At 36.0% G+C, this 26,196-nt stretch carries 23 protein-coding genes and 1 pseudogene; 6 read left to right on the top strand and 18 right to left on the bottom strand.

What is annotated here, in order from left to right; translation table 11 throughout:
• Positions 1–278 precede the first annotated feature (278 nt).
• The 5 genes from truA to QE450_RS00660 all read right to left on the bottom strand — a co-directional run bounded on the left by truA (position 279) and on the right by QE450_RS00660 (position 4,791).
• Positions 279–1,025: a tRNA pseudouridine(38-40) synthase TruA gene (gene truA / locus QE450_RS00680; protein WP_307295887.1), complete on the bottom strand. Its 747-nt coding sequence runs from the start codon at positions 1,023–1,025 to the stop codon at positions 279–281.
• 94 nt (positions 1,026–1,119) lie between these two features.
• Entirely contained in the window at positions 1,120–1,404 is a 285-nt protein-coding gene (locus QE450_RS00675) for a hypothetical protein (RefSeq protein WP_307295884.1), read from the bottom strand.
• Positions 1,405–1,541: 137 nt separating this feature from the next.
• On the bottom strand, positions 1,542–2,408 hold the full coding sequence (locus QE450_RS00670; RefSeq protein WP_307295882.1) for an aminoglycoside phosphotransferase family protein: 867 nt from the start codon (positions 2,406–2,408) through the stop codon (positions 1,542–1,544).
• A 198-nt stretch (positions 2,409–2,606) separates the two neighbouring features.
• A complete protein-coding gene (locus QE450_RS00665) occupies positions 2,607–3,209 on the bottom strand; it encodes a hypothetical protein (protein WP_307295879.1) in 603 nt (200 codons plus the stop codon).
• A 1-nt stretch (position 3,210) separates the two neighbouring features.
• Positions 3,211–4,791: a glycosyltransferase family 39 protein gene (locus QE450_RS00660; protein WP_307295877.1), complete on the bottom strand. Its 1,581-nt coding sequence runs from the start codon at positions 4,789–4,791 to the stop codon at positions 3,211–3,213.
• Positions 4,792–5,128: 337 nt separating this feature from the next.
• On the opposite strand from QE450_RS00660, the gene QE450_RS00655 reads away from it, so the two are divergent.
• Complete coding sequence (locus tag QE450_RS00655; RefSeq protein ID WP_307295874.1) at positions 5,129–6,289, top strand: leucine-rich repeat domain-containing protein; 1,161 nt, start codon at positions 5,129–5,131, stop codon at positions 6,287–6,289.
• Between the two features lie 58 nt (positions 6,290–6,347).
• On the opposite strand, the gene QE450_RS00650 is transcribed toward QE450_RS00655, so the two are convergent.
• Positions 6,348–6,704, bottom strand: a complete 357-nt coding sequence (locus tag QE450_RS00650; protein WP_307295870.1) for a hypothetical protein — start codon at positions 6,702–6,704, stop codon at positions 6,348–6,350.
• Positions 6,705–6,939: 235 nt separating this feature from the next.
• Between QE450_RS00650 and QE450_RS00645 the strand changes: the two genes are divergently transcribed.
• Complete coding sequence (locus QE450_RS00645; RefSeq protein ID WP_307295867.1) at positions 6,940–7,455, top strand: pyridoxamine 5'-phosphate oxidase family protein; 516 nt, start codon at positions 6,940–6,942, stop codon at positions 7,453–7,455.
• 82 nt (positions 7,456–7,537) lie between these two features.
• On the opposite strand, the gene QE450_RS00640 is transcribed toward QE450_RS00645, so the two are convergent.
• From QE450_RS00640 to QE450_RS00625, 4 genes are all read right to left on the bottom strand, one after another.
• A complete protein-coding gene (locus tag QE450_RS00640) occupies positions 7,538–8,773 on the bottom strand; it encodes an HNH endonuclease (RefSeq protein ID WP_307295864.1) in 1,236 nt (411 codons plus the stop codon).
• A gap of 163 nt (positions 8,774–8,936) precedes the next feature.
• Positions 8,937–9,581: a hypothetical protein gene (locus tag QE450_RS00635; RefSeq protein ID WP_307295859.1), complete on the bottom strand. Its 645-nt coding sequence runs from the start codon at positions 9,579–9,581 to the stop codon at positions 8,937–8,939.
• Positions 9,582–9,608: 27 nt separating this feature from the next.
• Positions 9,609–10,310: a CPCC family cysteine-rich protein gene (locus tag QE450_RS00630; RefSeq protein WP_307295857.1), complete on the bottom strand. Its 702-nt coding sequence runs from the start codon at positions 10,308–10,310 to the stop codon at positions 9,609–9,611.
• Between the two features lie 291 nt (positions 10,311–10,601).
• The gene (locus QE450_RS00625) at positions 10,602–11,600 is read right to left on the bottom strand and encodes a YiiG family protein (RefSeq protein ID WP_307295855.1); all 999 of its coding nucleotides are present in this window, start codon (positions 11,598–11,600) and stop codon (positions 10,602–10,604) included.
• 673 nt (positions 11,601–12,273) lie between these two features.
• Between QE450_RS00625 and QE450_RS00620 the strand changes: the two genes are divergently transcribed.
• Positions 12,274–13,215, top strand: a complete 942-nt coding sequence (locus tag QE450_RS00620) for a GNAT family N-acetyltransferase (RefSeq protein WP_307295853.1) — start codon at positions 12,274–12,276, stop codon at positions 13,213–13,215.
• A 172-nt stretch (positions 13,216–13,387) separates the two neighbouring features.
• Here QE450_RS00620 and QE450_RS00615 read toward each other — a convergent pair whose 3' ends face one another.
• A complete protein-coding gene (locus tag QE450_RS00615) occupies positions 13,388–13,948 on the bottom strand; it encodes an SF0329 family protein (RefSeq protein ID WP_307295851.1) in 561 nt (186 codons plus the stop codon).
• A gap of 262 nt (positions 13,949–14,210) precedes the next feature.
• Here QE450_RS00615 and QE450_RS00610 point away from each other — a divergent pair, with 262 nt between their 5' ends.
• The gene (locus QE450_RS00610) at positions 14,211–14,612 is read left to right on the top strand and encodes a hypothetical protein (protein WP_307295848.1); all 402 of its coding nucleotides are present in this window, start codon (positions 14,211–14,213) and stop codon (positions 14,610–14,612) included.
• 159 nt (positions 14,613–14,771) lie between these two features.
• Here QE450_RS00610 and QE450_RS00605 read toward each other — a convergent pair.
• The 3 genes and pseudogenes from QE450_RS00605 to QE450_RS00595 form a co-directional block, all read right to left on the bottom strand.
• Positions 14,772–15,753 (bottom strand): annotated as a pseudogene (locus QE450_RS00605) (tRNA dihydrouridine synthase).
• A gap of 428 nt (positions 15,754–16,181) precedes the next feature.
• A complete protein-coding gene (locus QE450_RS00600) occupies positions 16,182–16,625 on the bottom strand; it encodes a phosphotransferase enzyme family protein (RefSeq protein WP_307295845.1) in 444 nt (147 codons plus the stop codon).
• Positions 16,626–16,778: 153 nt separating this feature from the next.
• A complete protein-coding gene (locus QE450_RS00595) occupies positions 16,779–17,156 on the bottom strand; it encodes an aminoglycoside phosphotransferase/kinase family protein (protein ID WP_307295842.1) in 378 nt (125 codons plus the stop codon).
• Between the two features lie 296 nt (positions 17,157–17,452).
• On the opposite strand from QE450_RS00595, the gene QE450_RS00590 reads away from it, so the two are divergent.
• The gene (locus QE450_RS00590; protein WP_307295840.1) at positions 17,453–18,493 is read left to right on the top strand and encodes a S66 family peptidase; all 1,041 of its coding nucleotides are present in this window, start codon (positions 17,453–17,455) and stop codon (positions 18,491–18,493) included.
• A gap of 173 nt (positions 18,494–18,666) precedes the next feature.
• Here the strand turns inward: QE450_RS00590 and QE450_RS00585 are convergent, their stop codons facing one another.
• The 3 genes from QE450_RS00585 to QE450_RS00575 form a co-directional block, all read right to left on the bottom strand.
• On the bottom strand, positions 18,667–19,026 hold the full coding sequence (locus QE450_RS00585; RefSeq protein WP_307295838.1) for a hypothetical protein: 360 nt from the start codon (positions 19,024–19,026) through the stop codon (positions 18,667–18,669).
• Between the two features lie 78 nt (positions 19,027–19,104).
• Complete coding sequence (locus QE450_RS00580) at positions 19,105–19,890, bottom strand: recombinase family protein (RefSeq protein ID WP_307295835.1); 786 nt, start codon at positions 19,888–19,890, stop codon at positions 19,105–19,107.
• Positions 19,838–20,398: a recombinase family protein gene (locus QE450_RS00575; protein WP_307295832.1), complete on the bottom strand. Its 561-nt coding sequence runs from the start codon at positions 20,396–20,398 to the stop codon at positions 19,838–19,840. Before QE450_RS00575 ends, QE450_RS00580 begins: the two co-directional genes overlap by 53 nt.
• Positions 20,399–21,787: 1,389 nt before the next feature.
• Here QE450_RS00575 and QE450_RS00565 point away from each other — a divergent pair.
• Entirely contained in the window at positions 21,788–22,969 is a 1,182-nt protein-coding gene (locus tag QE450_RS00565) for a hypothetical protein (protein ID WP_307295827.1), read from the top strand.
• A gap of 121 nt (positions 22,970–23,090) precedes the next feature.
• On the opposite strand, the gene QE450_RS00560 is transcribed toward QE450_RS00565, so the two are convergent.
• Entirely contained in the window at positions 23,091–26,195 is a 3,105-nt protein-coding gene (locus QE450_RS00560; protein ID WP_307295824.1) for a hypothetical protein, read from the bottom strand.
• Position 26,196: the final 1 nt, after the last annotated feature.

Genomic DNA, 26,196 nt, shown 5'->3' with positions numbered 1-26,196 from the left:
AACTGTGTTCATTATGTACAACGATTATAATATAGCTGTAAATGTATTCGCCTTGACATACATTAACGCATTACAGAATTGCTTCAACAAATTGTAAGGGAATATGTAATGAAATACAACTACTATTATCACTAAAAGATAGATACCTTATTACGAAAAAAAAGTAGACCTTTTCAAGTCCACTTCCTTATTGTTATATGATATTATTTCTGCATTGTTTTATACGATTTTGGCGGAATGTCATATAAAGAAACTTGGTGTGGTTTTTAAATATTTATCTATTCTGACTTGAATTGAATCTGCTCTAAATAAAGCCCTTCTGCATCTGCCATGCCACCAGTTTGTAGCTTTTCTTTGGATAGCAAAATCGTAGGAATATCTGAAGCTTGCTTTTCCCCTAATCCTACTTCGATCAGTGTACCGACCATTTTACGTACCATATTGTACAAGAATCCATTTCCAGATACACGGAATTGTACAAATCCGTCCACTACCTCGACATCTAATGTGTAAATGGTACGTAATGTATCTTTTTTCTTCGACTTGGCATTGGAATAGACTGCAAAGTCATGTTCTCCCAAAAAGTGAGCGCAAGCTTCTTTCATCTTGGCGATATCTAGCTTTTTGGCAACATGCATACTGTACTTGCGCATAAATGGATGACTATATGCTTCGTTCCATATTTTATAAATATACGTTTTGTTCGTCGCATGATATCGTGCATGGAACCGATCATCGACTTTTGCCACTTCTGTAATGCTGATATCAGGCGGTAAATAATGATTCAGGAAGTTAAATATTTTAGACTCTGGCAAGTCTTCTTTAATTTTAAAATTAGCCACTTGATACAGTGCATGTACGCCTGCATCGGTACGGCTAGAACCTGTAATTTCGATCGGTTGATCCACCAGTACAGAGATCGCTTTTTCAATCTTACCTTGCACTGTATTGTCACTATCTCCAAGCCGTTGCCACCCTTTATACCGCCCACCATCGTATTGGATGATTAATTTGTAATTGTTCATGTATACTCCCTTTGTGTTGGATAAAATAATTACTTTGAAGATATCTACTGTATCATATTATGTATATTTCGTTTGGTTTTTAAATAATTGATTTTTAGTCTTCTATTTTTGTAGGTTCCCATGCGTATTTACAAGTATCACACCTAGAAGTCATGCCACCCTTTATTACTTTGATACATCCGAGTAATGTTAATAGCCCGATTAAAATAATTATTCCTAGTGCAATAGGATGTTCCATTAACTGATGATCCACAAAACGAGATATAGCAAAACAAATTATTGCACCACAAATAACAAATACGCAAGCATTTCCCCATCCTGATTCTGTAGTAACTTTTGCCGAACCGCATCTTGGACAACGTTCCCATTCATAAGCCATACTTCATTCCCCTAACATTCTATAATAACTTTCCATAAGCTCTTAGTACTATAATGCGATCTAAAATAATAAAAAAATGATTTTGGCAAAGCAAAATATCTTATATTTATCTATTACGACATATGTAGCTGAATATTTCACACTTCACAATTCATTTCTGCCAAAAATGGATTATGAGCGATCACTCGCTTTATATTCTGCTGTGCTTGTGGTTGTACAGTAATACCGCCCTGACGAGCAAGTAATATCCACCGCAGACAGGCAAGCGCTTCAAATAATTGTAATTCTTTTTCAGCTATCGGATGTTCTGCTAGATAAGCATCACGGAATATGTGAGCATATCGTTCTGAAATATAGATTTTCTGCAAAGTGATCGACCAGACTGCATCATATCGAGCATCCCCTAATTGCCCATTTGTCCAATCGATTACGGTATATCGATCCTGCTTGTTTAAAATATTTCCCAGATGAAAATCACCATGAATAATACAACTCTGCTCTAGCGTAATCATAGGCATAACCTGATATAGCATATCGCTAATATCTGTATACATTGCTACGTCTGGAAAAAAGTAATCTACAAAATCGTATTTTGGCAGTAAAGCATATTCGCTTTCTGTAAGCTCAACATGATGGATAGCAGACAATAAGGTAGCTGTCTGTACAATTTTCTTTTTGTTCATTTTGGTAAGTGCTGTTCCGTCAAATGTTGTTAGCAATACTGGATATTGATCATCAAGCATCCCCCAACCCATCGGCTTAGAGACAGCGATCTCTTTGACAAAAAGAAACTGTAATAACTGATATTGTGCTCTCACATCCGGCTTCGCCTGTTGATTCCATATTTTCAATACCAAGTCACCTTCAGCATATGACAACTTGATTACTTGTGCTTCAAATCCTTGATCTAGCGGATGCTCTGTTATCTCATATTCAGGTTGTAATAACGTATGTAAACTATCGTCTTGTTCATTCCATTTTATCGTGTGAAGAATATTAGCCAACAAGGTTCCTCTTTTCTGGCAATATGTACTACCTGTATTTTACATATATCTTATCATTTCTACAGATAGGATACATCTCAGAATAGGTAGCGATAATAATCTGCTTTAGCATAACTATGTATCCCGAATTAGATATCTACTTTTTCATACAAAAAAGAGGAGCTTATCACTCCTCTCTTTAGCTATATCAGTTATCCATTACGAGTCCATCACACTGATTTTTTCCACAGTATTCGTATTATCTTTATACCAGATCATCAGAATCTGCCCTGCTTTGAGATCAGATAATTGAAGTGTCGTTGCTGTACGATTATTGTTAGTTTGTGGCATCATCGCTGTGATTTGAGATATGCGTACATTTTCACCTACAGTTATCGTTTTTTTCACTCCTGTACTGCTTATATTAGACGTGTTACCATCTGGTCGAACTGTTGTAGGAGTAGAGTCGGTATTCGGTGTATTGATATTAGGTATGCTGTTATCAGGCATACGGTTTGAGCGTGGTGCAGTTGCATCGGTTGGGCTAGACATTGTAGCACTATGATCACTCGGAGGCGAAGAACGGCGTTGTGCTTGCTCCATCACATCGATTGTAAGCTGACTACCGTTTACAGACACTACTTTGCCTATCAGATCAGCATTTATCATTCCACGCATGGCATTGCGATTGCCCGCGCCGCCCATTCCACTAGCATTCTTCAACGTGATCTGTTGCGCAGTAATCGCACTACAAGATGTTAGGACTATCATTCCGCACAGTAACAGCATAAGAAGAGATACTGAATATTTAACTTTACGCATATTAAGACTCCTCTCGAACAGAAGTACGTAATCGTAAAAAGTCCTGTCGGATCAGCCATTGATACGTATCTTTAAAGCCCATATACGATAAAATAATCAGCAATGGATAGACAGGATAGATATATCTAGACTTAATTTCCCACAAAATATAAAAGCCTACAAATCCTAAAATGACTAGAATCAACGACATTTCATCAAATCGCTTCGCTCGTAGACTACCGATCAGACGAATTAAAATAAAGCAGTACATTAAGAAATTCATCGTATATAAGAGCCATAATATGCCACTACGATAAGGTGAATTGCCTGCAAATAGCTCGGTAGCAAATGTAGGATAACTATACCCACCCATAATCAAACCTGTACGTGAACCACCTGAAGAACCGTCGTTACCTATACCATATCTTTCAATTTGGTACGTTCCTTCTGTCCATGTCCAGATAATTTTTTTATAATACATCGTGACAAGATCTGTTAAGCTTGCTGTCGATAATTTCTGCGCAATCGATTCTTTGAACAACTCTGTACTTAGCGCTTTGTTATAATCTGCATCTCGCTGGTAAATATTATAACTTTCGCGGTTATCCCAGAATCCAAATGTTTTGAGGTTAATCCCCATATTCAGCCACATATAGATTGGTGCAGCATTGATCGTAGTCGAAGTCTGCACTTTACCTGTTGCTTGTAATAGCGCATTTTGTGTCCAGCTTGGAATATTGAACAAAACAGCAAACAAACATAACGACAGCATAACCTTTTTCCAACCGATCTGCTTCATATGCAGCAGAAGTGAAATCACCATCGCCAGTAAAAAGATAATGCCTATACTTCTAAAATAGTTACCAACAGTCACTAAAATAGCGGCAAAGATTAAATATTTAACCGACTTTTCTTTCATAAAACGAATCCCAAAATACAGTGCCGACGTAAGCAATGTCGTCGCAATCACATCGTTGTAGATAAAATTGCTCATAAACAAAGCAGGAAGATATGTTGCGGCAAATACCAGTACTCCATAATCATGACTTCTGGAATTGGGAGTAAGCTGTTTGTAGATTAGATAAATCATCAGCGTTGTGATCAGAGCAAAAACAATATTGGCTAACTTAATCGTTACATAATTATCCGGGAACATCGCTAGTAGTGCTTCGATATACAACACAGTCGAATAATTAAACGGGAACATATGCAGATACCCGGTCTGATTAAATGTAGAATAATCGCCTTTATACAGCATATTCATCGCCAGTGAAACAACGGTCTGTGAATCATCTGTAGGCAAACGGGTAAACAGAAAAATAATGACCACCTGAATCGCACACGAACCTAGCAGAACAAGTGGAATCACGATCTGAGGACGATACTTATTCAACTTTAAGCATAAACGGTACATGATCACACTGAATATCAGCAACCCAATAATCAATAATAGAAATGTACCTAGATGCTGTTGTTGCAACATCGGTGTATCTCCATACACCACATAATTATACTGTGCTCGAATAAAAAACGAAGAGGCGATAAACAAGCTGACAAAGAAAATCAATAAGAAATAAAACGTTTTTTGAATACCTTTCAACATTGAAAAACTCCTTTGCGGTAACATGGTAGTAGGCATACTAAAAATGCCAGCGATATTTCAAAAATTGAATGCAAACTGTTCCCGTTCCATTCGGTGTCATCCATCGCAAGCAATTCTTATTCCCACTCAAAAATAGTGATATCCGCAATGTCGATCTACTATTTTTTGGTCTATCGGTGCTATTGGTAGCATACTTATTCTCTCTTTAGTTGCTTCTGGAATCTTATTATAAAGGGTCAACCTGAATTATTGATGAAAATTGAAGTCTGCTGTAGACAAATTTTTAAGTGTTCTCTTATAGATACTGTATGTATTTTTAATCTAAGGAGGTTTTAGTATGGATTATGAGCAATCCAAACATCATATTCTAGAACAAGCTAATCTATATATCGCTAATCACCGCCATTATAAATGGTTTCAACATTCCGGTTCGGTCTATGAATTGGAGACACTTAAATTATTAGATATCAAAGGCATTACCACTTTTGCTCCTTTAAAAGAATTTCCTTATCTTAAAAGTCTAGAATTCGGTACAACCAATAGCACATTAACAATCCCGGATCTGGTCGGTTTAGAGCAAGCCAGTCATTTAGAACGATTAGCTTTTGTCAGCAAAACAAAGATCAAGCATAATATCGAAGTCATCGCCCAGCTCTCCAACTTACAATCGCTAGGATTATACAATGTACAACAGACGTTGCCAGCACACTTGCTATCTGAGCTCACTTCTCTGCAATCTGTCAGCTTATCTAAGCACAATTACAATAGTTCAGCTTCTCTTCCTGCTTCTCTAGAAGAGATCAGTATCACTGTAGATGGTCTAGATACATTACCATCTATTCCTCCTGCAACTGGTGTAAAAAAAGTGCTATTAAACGGTAATCGTTGTCAGATCCATACCCTTCATTCGTTTGCGATTTTTCCAAATGTGGAAGAAATCAAAATCACTGCTCCCAAAACCTTAACAGACCTTGCTTATGTATCGAAGCTTCAGCGACTTAAAGTATTGGATATTAACTTTGCACCTGTAAGTGATCTCACCGCTCTAGATCAACATCCAGCGATAGAAGAAGTAAGACTACGCGGATCATTGGTAGAACAACTAGATTCAATTACGAATTGCCCTGCACTCCGAACGTTATATTTAGAAAAATCGAAGTTACAATCTATCGCAAATATACGTACTCAATTCCCCCAATTACAACAATTATGGATATGGGGGACCAAAGTGAAAGATTTAAGCCCTTTGACAGATATGAGTACTTTGCAAAATCTAGATGTAACGATGCTCAAACCGAAATCGTGGGACTTTTTAGCAACATTAACTGGTTTAGAGATATTGGATTTATTCAAAACATCTTTTGCTGATGCTCAGTTGTTGTTGGAACTTCCGAATTTGAAAAAGGTACGGTTAGCCAATAGTGCTGTAGATGTGGAATCGGATGCTTATCACACATTGGAACATGTTATTTTATCGCGAGGTGGGGTTCTTACATAAGAAACAGATGTGATGGTTATTCTGCTTCATATGCAGGGATATACATGTATTCAAATAATCAAAGTAAAAAATATAACTCTGGAAATTTGTATTTATAATATTCTGTGCCTTGCTTCTTCAAAAAAATATAAGGTGGTCTATCTGGTGTTTTTCTCGCTTTCATTAATTGGTCTTTGTATACTCCATCTCCATATACGAATTTTTCCATATAATTCGGTCCATAATCAACTGTACCCATGTAAGAAAATTGATAGCCTCCATAAGCTGTTACTTGTGGTGCATGAGCCATTATTCTTTTTGTAGTGGCATACAAACCTACTTTATTATGAGAAGCTAAACTGATTTCGATACCAACATAGATAACCAATATACAACAAAATCCAAGAATCCATTTTAATTTTCGATATCTTTTCATATATATCTCCATTTCTATTTAATTTTCCTACAATCTTATGGAATTAAACTTGTACATATCAATTTATTTTACAGTATTATACTCTGATTATATTTATATAATAAATTATTTGATCTAATTGTTTATTGAGTATCATTTTAATTGTAACTCTACCGTTTATCTACATCGACTTATGTGTAATGGTTAGCAACGTTGTTTATACACATTTCAACGATTAGGAAAGGTGGGAAATGATATGTCTGAACATTTAACTACAGATCCAGAAGCGATTGAAACGGTCAAAGAACTGATTAAAGATATTGATACCGCTATGCTGACTACAATTTCGGGAGGACGTCTGGTATCCCGTCCGATGAAAACACAAGAAATCGAATTCGATGGCGATCTATGGTTCCTAACGAAAAAAGATACATCCAAATACGAAGATATTTTACAAGACCCTCGTGTTAATGTATCGTATGCAGGCAAATCCTATGTATCGATTAGTGGTACTGCTGAATTCGTCGATGATCCTGCTCGTAAAAAAGAAATGCTTAATAAAATCATCGAAAAAATTCTGGATACCTCTCCAGACGATCCGAATCTAACATTGATCAAAATCCATACCGAAACCGCAGAATACTGGGAAAGTGGCAGTGCGATCAAAATGGTCACTCATTTGCTCAAAAAAGCAGTCGGCAAAACCTCTGATCCGAAATCCGAACCAGGATTGAATGAGACGGTAGATTTGAGCAATGCTCCTAAGAGTTAAGGAATGAAAAAGAACCACTTTGCAGAAAGTATGCGAAGTGGTTCTTTTATTGTATTCAATAATTAATGAATAGTTGCAACTATTAAAATTCCTTGAGTTTTTCAAAATAAGCCATTAATTCAACAACTTCTGTAATTAAATCTTGATTTCTTTTATCTAATTTATTTAATAAATTATCAAGTTTCTCTTCAATTTTTAAATTAATATTAATTTTACTAATAGGTATTTCAAAATCGAAAGAACCTTTAATCAGATTTTTTTTATAATTAGATAACCCTTTATTAAATGACTTCTGTAAATCTACTTGTTCAATGACTCCATGACAAGAAGCACATAAAGTTACTAAGTTATCTAAGTGATGAACTCCTCCTAAATTTCGAGGTATTTTATGATGAATATGAAGATCAACTTCAGATTCGCAAACTAAACATTTATGTCCATCGCGCGCTCTAACTTCATTTTTCAGTGACTCTTTAAATGGAATATTCCACATATCTGCGAATATTAATCTTCCTCCGCTAATAATATTTTTTTCTATAACGTCAATATGAGGTTTAATAATAGATTCTACTCGATAAAGGATTAAATCAGCTAAAGAATTCTCATCTTCTTCTAATGATATAATTTGTTCTATTTCTTGAGCTTGTGTATTAATAATATCTCTTTCATAAATAAGCTCAGATAGTTTTGATATTAAAATTAGCAACTCATTATTTCTTGGTTCTAAAATTAATAGTTTTTTTGCTCTATTATAGAAAGTATCAATATTCTCATCTGCCCAATTTTTTATTTTTATTTTTATTTTTTGGGATAAGAGTGGATGCCATTGTAAATTTTCGATTGTATATGACTTAGTTACTTGATTTTTTTTTACGTAAGGATCGCCATTTTTATATTTTTTAATAATTTCAAGTGAATCAATATAAATTTCTTTATTATGTTCTTCTAGTTCTTTATATTCTTCTAATTTTTTCTTATTTAATTCTGAAGATTTTCGTTGCTCAATTTCTGCATTCAAATTTCTTAGCATATCTTCTAATTCCCAATTATCATAATCATCTTTATCGGCTAATTGAGTAAGATTAATATCTCCCCATTTACTTAAATGCTTAATATTATTTACTGATGCTAATTGAGATATGGAAGTAGTTAATTCCTTCTTTTTTTTAGGATCAAGCAGACTATGATTATTTTGAACTTTACTATCAATTATAATCTTTCTCTTCTTTGAAGTTTTTGTTTGTCTAATTTCATGATTTTTATCAATATCGTTTAAAGAATACCTATTAATTTTTTTAAAATAATCATTAATATCCATTTAATTCCTCCTTTGATTCAAATTAGATATTATAATAAATCTTTAATAATTAATAGATGAAATCTTTTTTTATAACTAATATATAGATTATAGAGTGGTAGCTAATGTTATAACTCATATAACAATTTGCAGTAAGAATAAGATAATTTAAGCTAATATTGTCTTATATATTCAAAAATTTCATTTTTTCTACGATCCAAATATCTCCTACTTTAACGCTATACAATACATGTTCTCTATTATTGAAGGATATATTCTCTTGCTTATATACTTTATTTTGAATACACCTATTCTCTTTCTCTGTTATCCATCCTAATCTCATATCTGCTTGTAGTTCAGATAATGAATAATAGTCTGCTTCTATCGCAAGTTGCCACTCAAATTTTTGGATATATAATGCTTTTCCATATGGATATACAGGAAAATCTTTTTGAATAGGGCTGAGGTCAAAGGTATGATCATAAAAGTGAAGCTGTTCTCGAAAAGCGACAACGATTTGTGAAGAGATAAAATTAGGATCATATAACCATATTTTCAAATAAAAAGGCTCATTTAGTAACTTCAGCTGCTTATGCCAAGATTCGTATACTTCGATCATCGCTCCAAAGATTAATCTAGCATACCAGACTGGTGGATTGCGTTTGGTTAATTGATAAAAAGGATGTATCCATAGCTTTACATAATCTCTATGATGCCGTTCCAATTGTGCTATATCCAAATGAATATAGCGTTGTTTCCAATTTTCAATCTCTTTAATTCTGCGTTTCCATCCACGAATTTTCTTTTTGTTGTAATCCAAATTAGGCATAAACTCTCCTTGTCTATCTAATTTGTGTTAAAGAGCAAACATTTTAATATCATCTAATGCGGAATCAGCATGATCTCTTACAATTTCACTCTCATCTTGCAATCCAGCCTGTACAATAGGCAGTACTAACTCTTTATCTATCATTCCAAATCGTCGTGCCAGATGACCAAAACATAAGATCGCGATTCCTTTTACATTATCATGAGGATGCTGACTGTATTGAATTATCGTATCTTGGATAAACTCTGGATCGTCTACATATAACGCTAAAGAAACTAATCCCCTAACAATAGCATCAGGATCATCAGAATAAATTAATGTAAGCAATTCTTTATGATTTTCTAAAATATGATTATCGTACATGCCATGTTTGTAAGAAATAAAATTTAATTCTTGTTCAAGCCTATTGATATTTTCCCATATTTGCGAAGCCAATTTATTATTTGAAGTTTGCAATTTCTCGAATTCATGAATTGCATCTTTTTTAATACGAAGCTTTTTCTGATTTTGGATAGAGTCAGAGTTTGTTTCTCTATACATTGTATAATTGTGTTTAAAATTATGTCTTGCTTCTGTTAATGAATAATCTGCATTAGGGCCGCCTTTTACTCGATCTGCATCCAAATCGTTTTGACCATCATCTTGCCAATTACATAGCCAGCAAATATCGTGTCTTCCTTGTTCGTCTAGTGTAAGATAACCACAACAAGGGCATTGAAATGTATTCATATTGCACCTACCTTTCGAATATATACTTCTACTGAATATCTTTTTCATATTTAATTGTTATTAACCATTCTTCTATGTAATCTCCCTTCAAAAACTATACCGTTATAGTGTACTTTTAAAGGGAGATTTTGATATTTCAATCTGTATAAGTCAATGTTCTACGTTAGCTGTAGCAATCATAGATGATTAACCATTAATGTACGATAACCTGAACTAACGATTTTCTGACGTTTGGACTGAGACTTATCATCGTTCATTATCATTTGTGCTACTTCAAGTCGCTAGACCGTTTTAGTTGATTTCATTATATCGCTCAATTGCCTTGCTCAGCAGGTAATTGAAGTTCTCTGGCGTTCCATCGGTTGTATCCAAAAACTGACCGCTTAGGTCGGAATCAGATACCGGTTCTTTTTTATTGATACGTTCAATAATTTTCGAAGCTGCTGCTTTGGCTTCTGTAGCAGAATGAACGTAATTCTCAATACTGAAACTGTTCATGCCTTCTTTTTGAATCTGTTGCTGGTCTTTGGAAAGAGTCACAAGTGTATTCAAGTCAGCAGTCATAAGATCGTATTTGGCTTTGAATTTCTTCATATCAAGTTCAAGCACATTACTGGCATTGATCCCTTGCTCACTCATTTCGATAGCCGTCGCTTCAGCATCAATCATGAATTTCAAAGCATTATACCGAATCTGCTGTCCTGAATCTTTAAAATTTTTAAGATCAGCTAGACGTTGCTCAGCATCCATTTGTTGCAAAGCTTTAAAGTATGCTTTAGCCGCTTGCTCATAAGCAGAATGAGTCGTGATGAGCTTGGTGTGTAGCTGTTTTCCTTTAGCAAAATTATCATCGACATAACCTTTGCTATCATAGTAGACTTTCATCTCATCAAGAATAGCTAACAGCTCTTTGATCACTGGTGTTAGTTGAGTCACTGTAGCGTCTGCACTTGCAAAAGCAGGTTGTCTTGTCGTATAACCTTGTGCTTGATCAATCACCTCTCGCTGTGATGCCGGGACATCCAGCATGATAAAGCTCAAGTTCTTCTCAATAACAGGCTTCTTCTCGGTACCAAACTTCTCAAAGTAATGAAGCAACACCTCATTGATTCTGCCTGTCATCAAGTTGTTAAGCATGACATAAGAATTGTATTTTTCAATTTTTTGGCTCTCGCCTTTGTTCATACCTGCACCTGCTTGATTGATACTAGAGGCTATGCCCGAACAAGCAGACAATGCTGTAACTAGCAGAATACTGGTAATAATAAAAGATAATTTTCGCAAAATCATAATTCCCCCGACTGATTATTTGACCTATTTGTTCGTCTGTTTATGTATGTACATATGGTCTACTCTATATTAGAGTTCTTTGACGAGTTGGTCTTGAGTCTGGAGTAGGGTAATTACACGGTGTTTGCTGTGTTTTGAGGAATAGATATAGGATTACAGTAGGTAAAAACGGAAATAGAGCAAACTATATCTTATCTTCTATTAATAAGGGGTTGTTAACATTAGATTATGATTCGCAAGTATAATATGAAACACTTTGCTTTTCTTTATAAAAGGTTTTTTATGATCACCAATATGTACTGCTTTCGATTTACTACATGATCCATCTATCGAAAAATCCAGACTTATCGAAGAAATCATTCTTCAACTTTATTGCAGAATAGGAGTCTGTGTTAACGTTCATCCTCATGATCTCAAAGACTATTTAAAGGCTTGGGATTATTGGAAAGTATTTATTTCTTAGCGGTCATTTTCAAATAAATGAGTAGGTGAATAAACATCAAGTAATACCACATACATCTATAGTGACAATATACTTTTTTACATTTTATACTTTTAATGTTAAGTTAAATCATTATAGGCGAAAGAGGGCTAAAAATGATTTAAGACTCACTAAAAGTATAGACATTAATAGTAATTTACGTCATTATCTTTATAACATTCAAAGCTCTTTATGATTGAAAGGAGTACTGATTTGAGCCAATCATCCGAACGAATAATACGTCATTTTCAGAAGCAAGACATACCGTTGCTCGAAGAGTTACACCAATCAGTCAAAACAATAGAAGATGCAATATTTTGGTGGGTGGGAGAGGAAGATAACTGGAGTAACGTCTATTGTGCTTTTGAACATGGAAAAATAGTCGCCAAAGGGCAAGTGAGTATTATTAGCATTGTATCTACAGGTTGTACAGAAAAAAATAAGCATTCTATCTACATAAATCTTAAAACTATATCAGAAAGACAACATGATTATATCTTGTTAGATGAGGTATATAACTATCTTTTCAAAAGAGCGATGGAATTAAAAGCAACCTTACTTCAAGAATATAAAACTATCCTTTGCGTAGGCAATGATTCCAAAGAAACAGCGAACAATCAGTTTTTTATTCAAAAAGGATATCATCCTTTAAATAGCTTGTATCATATGACAAGAGATTTGACTCAACCTATACTGAAATTGAAGTTAGCCGAAGACTTTGAATTTTCCTATTGGAACATGAATACACCTAGTGAAGAAAAAGAGTATCTTGAAATAGATACTGAAATTTGGCCTGAAGCTCCATTAGGATTAACAGCATTGTCTGAACATAAAAGTAACGCTTTATGGACATCTATGATTGTCAAACAATCTTCAACCATAGTAGGCGGATTGATGGCATGGCAAGAAGAAGATCATGGTGTGATCGAAGATGTATTTGTACGTGAATCCTGGCGTAAGCGAGGAATTGCAAAGTTCTTACTGACAAAAGCTTTAACTTATCATCAAAATCATCAACTGCCTTTTGCTGAGCTTACGGTTTTAACGACTAATCAATCGGCGTTACATTTGTATGAATCGGTAGGATTTTATACAGAAGGAGAAGAAGTTAGATATTTTGTAGCACTTGATTAAGGTGTCTTATTCCTCTCTACTTTCTTGCTTTTGTATGATGTTGTTTTATCTATTTCTTTTAAAGTGAACAATTCGGATGTGTATAAAAAAAGAGCCACTCTACGATAAATGCGTAAAGTGGCTTTTTTAATGCCGTTTATTTTCAGGCAAAATTCAAAAAACATAGTCATGTCTAAAGGCGCAACTCGTGGAAATACTGCACAATAGGATGCTTTAATTTAACACTGTCTGACATACTCACAATCCGCTTCTTTCCTACTCTTCGATCCATCAAAGCCAAAATATTCAATAAGATATCCTGACTTTCTAGACTCTCATCAATCGGCGTGGCTAAGAATTTGGTCGCGGTTGCTGTAAAGTTCGATTTACTAAGTGCAGTCTGCGCGGATAACAGTTCTTTGGCAAGCCCGTTCATTTTGCGATTACGTGCCATGACGTGAAGACGATCTTCGGGAACAGCTCCATTGGTTTCTTTACGAAGGGCTTCGATCTCCTCTATGCTAACAGGAATACGCAGATTGGGATCGTTTTTAATTTCTATTTCACTTTGGTACCAAGTGATTGGACTGGTTTTGTCGTTCATATTGAAGATGTTCTTCTTATCTACGGTGATATAACAGTTACCCGATTTGCCGGTCAGATAACTGTAACTGGTTGCACGGTATTCTACTTTTCCTTGTAGTGCAGGAGCGAGAAAACCTTCTAAATTTTGCTTCAATTTACTCCAGGACATAGTTCCTCCTATATTGTGAAAGCCTAACGACCAGTTGAATGGCTGTCAGGCTTTGTTTGTAAATTACCTATTGTTCAAGATGACAGTCATTATATTATATCATTTAGATTCAATTCATATCTCTTATATTTAGAAAATCAACATTCTCAAAAAATTTATAAATCTATTATTATATAAATACACTTCCATTTTATATTTCTATTTGAATATATATACAATATTATTATAATAAATATGGATAACTTTAATAGGGAGAATCACTATGGCAAAAAAAATTATATTTATATTATTATTCGTAATTTTAGTTACAAATTTATCCTTACCACAAATGGTTAGCGCTTATGGCAACAGGTCAGGTAATCTTTATTTAACTTCATACGATGGTAAAGTATATCTTGGCAATTTATCTACTAATGTTAATAATCGTTCTTCAGTTTTCAATTCGTCTGGAGGTTACGGTAGTTCTCTAAGTACCAAAAGTATTTGGAATCAATATGGACTTTACGGTAGCGACTATTCACTATATAGCGCTTGGAATATAAATACTTTAACTCCACCACGAATAATGTTCAATAAAACTACTATTGGTTATGTATCAGCAAATCCATATAAATTAAATGCTATTCATCCAGCTAAACTTTGGAATTTTGCATACACTTATTAATTGCTTAGATGTTCCAATAATATTGTGAATAATATAATCTTATTAATCAGTATCACTTTCTAATAACCTTATAAAATAAAAATGTCCTCTCTTGAATAAGAGGACATTTTTACATTAATCTTGTAATTACTCTGTTTGTGCCTAACTAATACACTTCTACTATTCTTGTACCGTCTCTAATTGCTTCGCCGCAAACTCATCAAGTAATGCTCGAACTTCACTGGTATTTTTAGCGCTCATCAATTCATTTCTTAACTCACTGGCTCCACGAAATCCACGAACGTAAATCTTGAAAAAGCGAGGAAGTGGCTTGAACGAACGAGGTTCAATTTCAGAATATTTGTCATGCAGATCCATGTGTATTCTGAGTAGATCCAGCAATTCTGTACTGTTATGTTCTCTGGACTCTTGTTCAAACGCAAACGGGTTACTGAAAATTCCGCGCCCGATCATCACACCATCTACACCGTACTGCTCCACTAATTTCAAACCAGCTTCCCGATCAGCGATATCTCCGTTGATCGTAAGTAGCGTCTGCGGTGCGATTTCATCACGAAGCTTTTTGATCTCTGGAATCAGCTCCCAGTGTGCAGGCACTTTGCTCATTTCATCTCTGGTACGTAAATGAATCGACAGATTCACAATATCTTGCTTGAAAATATGAGTCAGCCAATCCCGCCACTCGTCCACTTCTGCAAATCCAAGACGTGTTTTGACACTGACAGGTAGACCGCCTGCTTTGGCTGCTTGAATAATCTCTCCTGCCAGTTCAGGACGACAGATCAGCCCCGCTTCCTTTGCCATTCTCGGCTACATTCGGTACAGGACAACCCATATTGATATCGATCCCTTTGAAGCCTTGCTCTGCCATACCGATACTCATCTGCCGAAAAAATTCAGGCTTATCTCCCCAAATATGAGCCACGATCGGCTGTTCATCCTCAGTAAACATCAACCGCCCACGCACACTATGATGCCCTTCGGGATGACAATAACTCTCCGTATTCGCAAACTCCGTAAAAAACACATCCGGTCTAGCCGCCTCACTCACGACATGACGAAACACCACATCCGTCACATCCTCCATCGGAGCCAGTATAAAAAACGGCTTCGGTAAATCACGCCAAAAATTGTCTGTCATGTTAAAAATCCTTTCGTTCTATATGAAGAATCAGCTTTATCCTATATTGATTAGGAATTCTACCTCAAAATTTCATGTGATAGTTAAATATACATAGGTACTTATAACATCATTCTCATGAAATGAGTTCTTTAACCTAGAAGCTATTATACTAGATTACGCCAAAAAAAGAGAGGATATTCCTCTCTTTACTATTTTCGAATAGATTTCTAATGACATTTAAGTAAATCTCATAAATATATTGAATTATGTTTATAGAAGAATTCATACAAGAATCTAACGCTAATTGTAAAAGAAGAGCTAATTATCTTTTATACTGAACTCGTAAACGATTTATATGAAATAACTTTATTTTCTTTGAAAATATCATATTAAAACAAGATCCACCCAATATAATATCAGGTGGATCTTGTTTTACTTTACTACATCTATTCTTGAAATCTATCTCTCAAGCGATCCCTTGCACGAACGAGCTTGATCTTCAGATCATCAAGCCACTGCGGTGCATCTACTATATCCGATCCTTCTAGCGTCCATAACAATTTTGAAAATTGATACAACTTCATGAACCTTTGGAAATATGGAAATGTTCTTACATCCTCTTCACTTAATGGACGGATCGAACGATAACCTTGCAAGAATGACTTCACTGGCGAATGCTCTACATTCATATCATCATCCAAAAAATCATCCAAGGCTGTCACAATATCATGCGCATACCAACTGTATACTGCATCATCAAAATCAATAACATGAAACGAACGGTGCTTCTCCTCATAAAACAAATTGTCCAACTGAAAATCATAATGAATCAGACCATAATTACTACTTGAAATAGGCAAAAATTGAAGATATGCCGTAAGCGTATTCAATTCCTGTATAGCTTCTTTCTCATTCGGATAAGATTATAATATTATATTTATTTTCTGTAGTATATCCTGCCCGTCCCATTGTCTGTTAGAACTTGGATCGTATAATTCAGATAACTGATGCAGGGAAGCAAGTGATTTCCCCCAATCTTCACATTAAACTTCGGTAATACTCTCGTCTAATCCAACACCTGTAGCTGCATGAAATACAACCGCAAAATATGCTCCTTCTGGATGCTGTACCGTTTCTATATACTTTCCATTAACAGAAAGAACAGGAGCCACACAAGGATAGTCATTCGATCTCAAATATTCCATAAAGGCAAGCTCACCTTTAATCTGTTCAATTGAACTCTCTTGCTGATAGCTGAATCGTAAAAAGTACTTTTCTTGCTTATTCTCAAACGCATATACAAAGTTAGAACTGGCACGCCAGAACATTAAGCTTCCTTCGTCATGCTCCCAATGTTGTATAAGACTTTGGGCAATAGTATCCTCAGACAGACCTCTAACCATATTACTTAACTTCATCATTTCGTTGTTTTCCTCCCGTTAGATAAGAGAGGACTACACTTCACTAAGAGGCTAGCCCTCTCTGACCTATGTAATTTGGATGATTAACTCTTTTCAAAAATCATCACTCCTTCCATAATTGGAAATAACCTGCACATATAGGTTACCATAAAATGGAATGAAAAATGAAGCTTCAGGAAATTTAAAAAAGATAACATTTTGATATTATCCACGACTACAAATTTGCAATAAGATTGTTCTTCTTAAAGTAGGATTGTATGATAACACTGAGAAATAATATATTGGGAGGAAGAACAATGATAAAACCCAAAAGACTTAGATCTGGTTCGAAAATAGCGATAATTTCACATTCAGCTGGTCTACCTTATTTGTTCCCAGACATTTATGAGCTTGGTATAAGAAATCTTCAAGACCACTTGGGATTAGAAATTATTGAGATGCCAACCGCAAGAATGTCCCCAGATGATTTATACAACAATCCCCAAATTCGTGTAGATGATATAAATAAATGCTTTGAGGATGACAGTATAGATGGCATCATCACTTCAATTGGTGGCTATGAATCGGTTAGAATACTGCCATTTTTAGATACAAAGACAATATTAGCAAACCCCAAATTTATCATGGGTTTTTCAGACGCGACTACTTTCTTAACTTATTTAAACCAATTGGGTATGGTCACTTTTTATGGACCTTCTGTTATGGCAGGTTTAGCCCAAATCAAAAGCCTTCCATCCAAATATACTGAACATTTAAAAGCAATTTTATTTCAAGATAGTTTCCCTTATACATACTCTCCATTTGAGAAATGGACTAATGGATACAAAGATTGGAGCAACTTAGAGACGTTAGGTGAGTGTGAAGAATTTCATCATAACGAGAATGGATGGACATTTTTACAGGGAAGCTCCACCGAGAAAGGGTATTTGTGGGGTGGATGTATCGAAGTATTAGAATTTATAAAATCAACTATCTATTGGACTAAGGAATCGTTCTGGGAAGATAAAATCTTATTTTTCGAAACTTCAGAAGACAAGCCTTCCCCTATGCAAGTTGGATACATGTTACGGAATTATGGTATGCAAGGAATCTTTTCAAAAATTAAAGGAGTCATTTTTGGAAGAGCGAAAGATTACAGCGAAGAAGAGAAACTAAAACTTAATGAAATAATTGTGGAAATCATACAAGGTGAGTTCGGTATAGGTGATATTCCTATAATCGTTGATTTTGACTTCGGACATACAGACCCTAAATTAATTTTACCACTCGGGTGCCAAGTAGAGTTAAATCCCATAACAAAAGAAATAATTCTGTTAGAAAGCCCATTCTCTGGATAAATGTTTAGGCTAAAGAGAAAAGTTTGCTAAAAAATCAGACAACCGCCTCAAACCTACATAGTGGTCGTCTTTTTGTTTAAGATTTAAAATTGTGCGTTAACAAAAATAATAAAAGAGGGGTTCAGTGCCCCTCTTTTCTGCATCCACCAATATACCTCAACTATCAATCTTTTCTAACCAACACCGCCACACTCTCCACATGTGTCGTATAAAGTATAGGAATGCGCTTCCCCCCTTTTATTTCCGAAGGACTTTTTTTGCTTGATTATCTTACTCTCCACCAAATTCGTGAAGCCTGTCTTATAAATAAACATTAATCTATGCGGGTCAGACTGTGCAGGATCAGTTGAATCCCCTACAGTAACCTTCTCCACAATACTCTCAAATACATTGCGGTCAAAGGAAGAAAGCACCTCATTCTTTTGCAGCACCTTTCTAAGATGCTCTAGTCTCTTCTCCACATCCAATTCCTGCCGCGAGCTTTGCTCTAGCTGCACCTGCTCATTTAACAACTCATTAAGTTGGCTCTCCAACTCCGCATACTTGCTCTCATAGGTAGCGCGATCTATTTTTTCATCTAAGCACAAGTTAATAAGCTTGCAACGCTTTTGCTACATGAGCTTGATTTCATTATTCACTTTATTTAATTTTCTCATATGATTCTGATTACCGAGAACAGTCTCCATGTTCTTCATCAGCTCATCTAATACATCCATATGATTGCTGCACAATCTTCTGTAGGATTCAAGAAAAGCACTCTCAATGACATTTTCAATTAAAGCCTTGCTATGAGGACAATACTTCTTTCCTTTTTTGGTTGCCGTCACACATTGCCAAATCGTCTTTTCGGGCGTCGTGCCGCTATGCCAATTACGCCTTGATAAGTTACTACCACAAAACGCACACTCCAGCTTGCTGCTAAAAGCAAACTTCCTGCTGTATTTATCGCGTTTCCCTTTTTCAACGCCTCTTAATCTTGCTCCTCTTCGATGCAAAATAGCCTGTGCTTTTTCAAAAACCTCTTCACTCACTATTGGCTCATGATGATTCCTAATATAAAACTGGTCTTCTTCGCCATGATTCTCCAGTCTTCTCTTTGAGATCGGATCAACGGTAAAGGTCTTTCCTTGAAGCAAATCGCCCTTGTACTTTTCGTTTTTAACGATACCAAGAATCGCTGTATCTTGCCAATTGCTTCGACCCGAACTCGTTTTATAGCCCGCGGCGGTTAATTCCTTAGCAATCATATAAGCTCCGTAACCCGCTATGTAACGCTCGAATATATAACGAACCAGTTCGGCTTCCTTTTCATTTATAGATATTTTCTTTGTCTGTACATCATAATCATAGCCCAAGCAACTTTGAAAGCCAACTAGCTCGCCGCGCTTCATTTTCATCTTTAAGCCCTTTTTTTACATTGGAAGAAATATTTTCAACCTCTTGCTGCGCTACTGAGCTTAAAATGACCAGTAACAACTCGCCATCCATTGTCATGGTATTAATGTTCTCGTCTTCAAAGAGTACAGCTACATTCTGCTCCTTCAGCATCCGTACATACTTGAGTGTATCCAATGTATTTCGGGCGAATCGGGAAATGGACTTGGTAATAACCATATCAATTTCCCCATTCATGCAGTCATCAATCATGCGTTGGAAGTTCTCACGCTTGTTGACCTGTGTTCCGGTTACTGCCTCATCTGCGTAAATATCAACAAACTGCCAATCCGAACGTTTGTTTACCAGCTCAGTGTAATAGGCAACCTGCGATTTATAGCTGCTAAGCTGTTCTTCTGTATCCGTGCTTACTCTTGCATATGGGGCTACTCTTAAAATATCGGAAAGCCCTCCAGTTTTTCGGTCAGTTATTTTGCGGCTGGCCTTAATCACTTCAACTTCATATGCCATTGTTAATCCTCCTTCAGCTCTTATTATCTCGGAATCAGTATAATAAGACTGGGTGCAATCAACAATTGTGCGAATCAGGTTGTCAGGTCGGAAATCACACCATAGTCTTTCATGATCTTGTTTTTGAACGCATGAAATTCCTGTTCGGTTATCAGAGATATGGACAATAGCTGCTTAAGCATAGCAATTTGCATGCTATATCGGATTAAATTATGCTTCATACGATACCTCCCAATAAAAAATCGACAACATTCATCATTAAAGGGATTCGTTTAAGAAAACAAATAGGTAGGCGCGAGCTTGAATGAAAGGGGCATGCAAATGCCCCTTCTGCTCTGTTTTGGTTTGACAATTTACTTATCCGGCGAACGATGGTGAGTCATTCTCATAGGTAGCTAACCTCTCCCAGGTTCTCTGCGAGCTGCCCCCATTGCGATAAGCTGTGGCTGGACAGAAGTATCATTATACCTTCGCATGAATCGTCGCCTTAAATGGAACCATCATTTATTTACTGCATGGCAAAAATCGCTCGCATCCTAATAATACAAGATGTTTATGGCGCACCTGCAGACTGGCTTTCTCCTTTTGGAGCATGCGAAGAATGTACCGGATAAGATGAGTATTTTGTTTTCAATGAACAAGGAGGTTTTATCCCTCTACTTATCGTTTCATTTATCAATCAAAATCGGAACAACTTTTTAAATTTAAAAGTTTACATGACATTATAGTTAATTTAGAATACCGAAAAAAGCATTAGCTCAATTCGATAAAAACACCCTATAGAGATTCCGTTAATTGTGTATACTGATAAAGTAAGAACAGTCTAGTAAAGGGAGGAGAGTGCTCTCTTTTGAAATATATTAGTGTCCAACAAGATGCTAATAATTGGGGTATTTTTGATCGAAGGGTTAGTATTCTATGTGCGCAAAAGGAAAAATTATAAGTTCAATAAAAGAAGGTCGCTCATATAAAATTCCTTCTGAGGCTCAGTAAATGGTAGGCACGATGTTTGTCCACGAAACAAAAGAATGATAATGGGCAACCATGCAGAGGCTTCTCCATGTCACGGCGAATTCATGAAGAAACATATTACACAAATATTGGTTCGACAGAACCGGAACATTAGAAGTGAAACTCCTCTGTCACTCAATTCCGCAATTCCCTAGAATGAATCTTTCTTTAGTCTCTTTTTTGAAGTAGAATTATGTCTTCAGAACACATGTAAGAAGAATTCATCGTCTATTTAATCGGTAAAATTTGTATTCATAAATTCACCGTGTTCTCCATATGGCTTCGTGTTATAGCAATTATGGGAAGTTTTTTAAGAGCACTGATGAGTAATGTGTTAAGAAAACAAATGAATAATAAACCTACTTAGGAGAATTGATGATGAATAAAAAGAAATCTATAATTCAACAAGATGACCATATTATTCTTCCAAAAGCCACTTTACGTCGCTTTGCTGATAATAAGACAAAAAAAATATGTTGTCTTAAATTAAGCGATTCAAATAATTTAGCGATAACTAAGCATTATCCCAAATCTTTTCACACTAAACCCAATTACTATAATCCAGAATTTGATAATATAGTGAAACGATATGAAACACTAATTGGAAAATGGCATAAAGAAATAATGAATGCGATTAAAACTAATACCATTGAATCTTTGATTACTAATCGTCTTGAAGAACTCAAAAAAGACATAATAGAATTGATCACTATACAATTCCATCGTACTGTTTTAGCTGATGAAAAATTATTAGCGCAATATATAGAACAAGAAAAAAAACGATATGAGGAATTTAGTGCAATTTTTTTCAGAAGTGGTAGAATACCAGAAGGCTTTTTAAACAACAAGCAACGATTTTTCAACAAAGAAATTGATCAGGTTCAGTATTATTCACAAAACATATTGGGACAACCCAACGAGGGAATCGAAAAGACTTATAAAGATTCTATTCCTTATATTTTTTATATCCCAAATGAAATTGATTCCACGTTTCTGCTTCCCCCTCAACATTTTGTACCAAATAATGCATTTGCAAGGTTCATCTTATCGCCAAGACTTGCGTTGGCTTTATATAAAGATAATTCTCCCCAGCGCACTATTATTCTAAAAAAAGAAGATGTAGACTGTTTAGTTCCAAGAGCTATTGAAAGTGCTTTATCAATATCAAAGGAATATCAAGAAATTATCGGTGAAGAAAAATATCTTCATTATATAAAAAGTAAAATTGAAAAATATATGTCAATGATTAAAGAAATCGCAGAAGAGCAAATAATTTTAATTAGTGGAGATGAAGAAATTTTACAAGATGACCAAACCATTCTTGAAATGATAGTTTCTATAATGTACTTTAAACCAGAAAGTAAAAAAATTATCATAGAGACAGGGGTACTATCAAGCAAATTATTAAAATTGGATGAAACAACAAAAAATGAAGGCTTGTATATGTTTGCAAAGTGGGAATACAAAATTGTTTTAATACATCAACACGATTTAAGCAATTCGAACTCTGGTATTGCAATAGCCAAAACTAAGGAAGATGCAATAAAACTACTTTCATAATTAATTTGAGCGTGTCTAAAAACTCGGATTAATGAGTTTTCAGACACGTCCTAGTCTCGGAGGGTTCTTACCTTTCATTTTACAGACCTTATTATCGTTATATCTTCCTCGCCCCTCTAGATTAACAATTATCTATATACCACTTTACAGCCATCAAGGGAGTCAACAGCACGGCATATTGATCCTTGGCTGTGGTGTAGTTGTCATCATCCTCATACAACTCAACCGTTTGTACAACAACTCTTTTCACTGCATGAATCGTACATTTGAGATAATCCGCAGGTATTTTTTTATGCTCTGCTAAGCATTGAAGCCACTCTCCGAAGGCAATATCCTCTTTTTCGCCAAAACGAACGTCAATAATACTTAAGGACTCTGTTTCATAATAGTGATTTGCGCACATATACAAAGATAGCTTATATTTTTTTCCGACACTATTATCATTGTATGGAATACTCTCTTTCAACATAAATGTATTCAATATATTAGATTCATAGTCACAGATCGAGCAACTGGTTGAATAGCCGAACAGCTTATTGCTCAAGTCCCGGGTAAAATATATTTTTCTTTTCCTAGCATCACTTCGGAACTCATACCTCTGGACGACACTCTTTAGAACCTCAAACTCAGTTGATGACAGATCATGCCGTGGCTTTAAATAAGGCGAAAACTGATCATACAACTTTACAATAGGTCTGTCCACCTTCTTAAAGACTGTATGGAGCATGTCGCACGTTTGCAACAATCTGTCCAGCAATTTAGCAATTTCGGCCGTTGTGACACGCTTCGGATTACCGGACTGCAACCTTCCAGGCAACAGGCAGATCAGATCTTCGGACCGTATTTCGTCATTAATATGACTAAGCAAACGAATCCTTTGGATCTTATCATCCTTAACTCCCATAACATAGATCTCCTTGCCGAAGTCCAGAGATTTACCATCAGAATCCCTTTTCTGCAATCCTTCAATGAAAACAATCTTGTCCAACAATTCTCTGATGGTCAGAGGTGACTCCCCTGTCACACGGCTAATCGTATCCACATCAAAGTCAGGGTACTCGTCTGTCAGACTAACGGTCACAAAGAAGTAATTGGACAGCTTGCTGTTCTCGAACAAACTAGGGTTTTCGATTTTGGTAATCTCCCTTAGTTCCTGATATCGATTCTGGCAGTCAGATACATCATATTGTGCGATTTTAATGGAATTGTACTTGATCTTCAGCAGGTTTGTTTGATCTGCTTCATAAGTGCAAGTAAGCTGCCTCGTACCGTATTCGTAATATTGATAATTCATAAATCGTTTAATACATGTCAGCTTATCCGAACGGTCGACATCTCGCAGCAGATGATCCTGAAATAAATCTAACAAAAATTGATGAAAGGTATATTCCGATTTTAGAGGAGTGTCTTGGTCTCTGTCCCCAACGTTTGCGACCAAGTCGGTCTTGGCCAGCAACGTAATATCATCCAACACAAAGTCATTTGCAAATAAATACTCCCTACCGCCGACTGTTAACGTCCGTTCCCCATCATAATGTCTGACAAGGGATCGACTGTCCTTAATGGCCTGCATTAATTTGGCCAACGTTGCCTGAGTAAACATCAGGTCCACTTCCGCTGACAGCAACGCAAATGTTGCTTGATCCCTGGGGGTTAGTCCATTTAAAAGCTTCGTACTCTTGCTTATTTCAGGTTTAATTTTACTATTCTCTTCATACTGATCATACTGCATAATATAAGTTTTTAGCAGTTTTTCCTCATCGCGAGAAACGAGATCAAACCGATGCTTCAACTCTATAAACTTGCTGTATTCGGATTTCCGATGTGCTCCGTTACCTGGATTAACAAAAATAAAGCAGCCTTTTGGTATGTCTTTCTGATTGGGCATGACCATATTAAACACTTTAAAATCACGCAGTCTAATATAGTTGTCCTTCAATTTAACGCTCGTATGATCAAGTAGAACGTTGAAGACCTTGTCCCATTTTTCATCTGCATTTGCAGTTTTCCGCTTATAATCAATAAAATCGAATAAAAACGACAAACGATACGAAAAGATAGGCTCGGCTTTTTCCTGACTCTCAAAATACAATTCGTGTTCAGACATTGTGCGAATCATCGCTTCTACATCTTCGGCTATGAACATTTCAACCCTGTTGCGCTTGTTATCCTGTACTCCTTTGCGATCGCTCGTAATATAGTATTTTTCATCTTCATTGTCAAAATAGTCTGGGGCGGTTGTTGGAATGTTGATATAGAATACAGGCAGATCGGGATTAGATGATTGACCGGTCAGCTCATAAGTTGAAAACAAATTGTATCTCCACTTGTCAATATAATCCGGCATCTTCTCACTAACTCGTGATGCTGGCAACAAATACTCAAACATACTCCGCTTTCCTTGGTACAAATCCAGTACAACGCCTTCTTCGTTCTTGCTGAAGGTTACCCATCTTTTTGCCCCGGCTATCTTGCTGCAAATGGAATACTCGGTGTCCCCAATTTTTATTTTAATCATCTTTTCCGGCTTCTTGACCGCTGCGAATATAAGGTCAACCGGTGTTAAGTATTTTCCCTTATCGCCGTCTACAAGCGTAGACAAGTCTTGCTTGACTTCTTTATACAACTCGGCCGATAAACCCAGCGTAAAAATCGTTCCTGTATCCCTGTCTGTCTTGGCTTGACTAAGTAAAAGTTCAGTAATTTGAATTGTGCGAAGGTTAGAAATCTCAATACTGCGAATGCTCATATACAGTTGCAGGCAGTCGGCGCCTTCCCTGTGGAGAGATTCAATACGCACGTACTCAGCGGAAAGCATCGCCCCTTTAGCCCCAATCCCAAAAGAACCTGTTTTGTTGCGATCCTTGGATGTATGTTTCTGGCTCAAAAAAGAAATAACGTCAGACATCTGAAAACCTATCTCATTGTATCGTAATACAATTTCCCGATTGGATGGGTCAAATTCAATACTCACTACCGGATTCTGTTCATAAGAGCAATCCAGAATATTTTGCATGATTTCCCGAATCAGCGATTCCTTTAAGTAGGGGGTAATTCCAGCTCCTCCGTTATCTACGTCGTAGATATCGTTGTAGTGTTCTTGTATCGCACATGCGGCCTCCCCTGTATTAAGAAGCAGCCAATTCGCATTATCTTTGACCAACTCTGCATTTTTTGTACTCAAGCCTCTGTTTATGTTACGAATTGCCTCCGAGATATGGTTCATC

Origin of the sequence: Paenibacillus sp. SORGH_AS_0306 (genome assembly GCF_030819345.1) — a bacterium.
In the GTDB taxonomy this organism is placed as follows: Bacteria; Bacillota; Bacilli; order Paenibacillales; family Paenibacillaceae; genus Saccharibacillus; species Saccharibacillus kyungheensis.
Note: the sequence above shows the minus strand (reverse complement) of the source record. Positions and strands in the feature narration are given on the sequence as shown.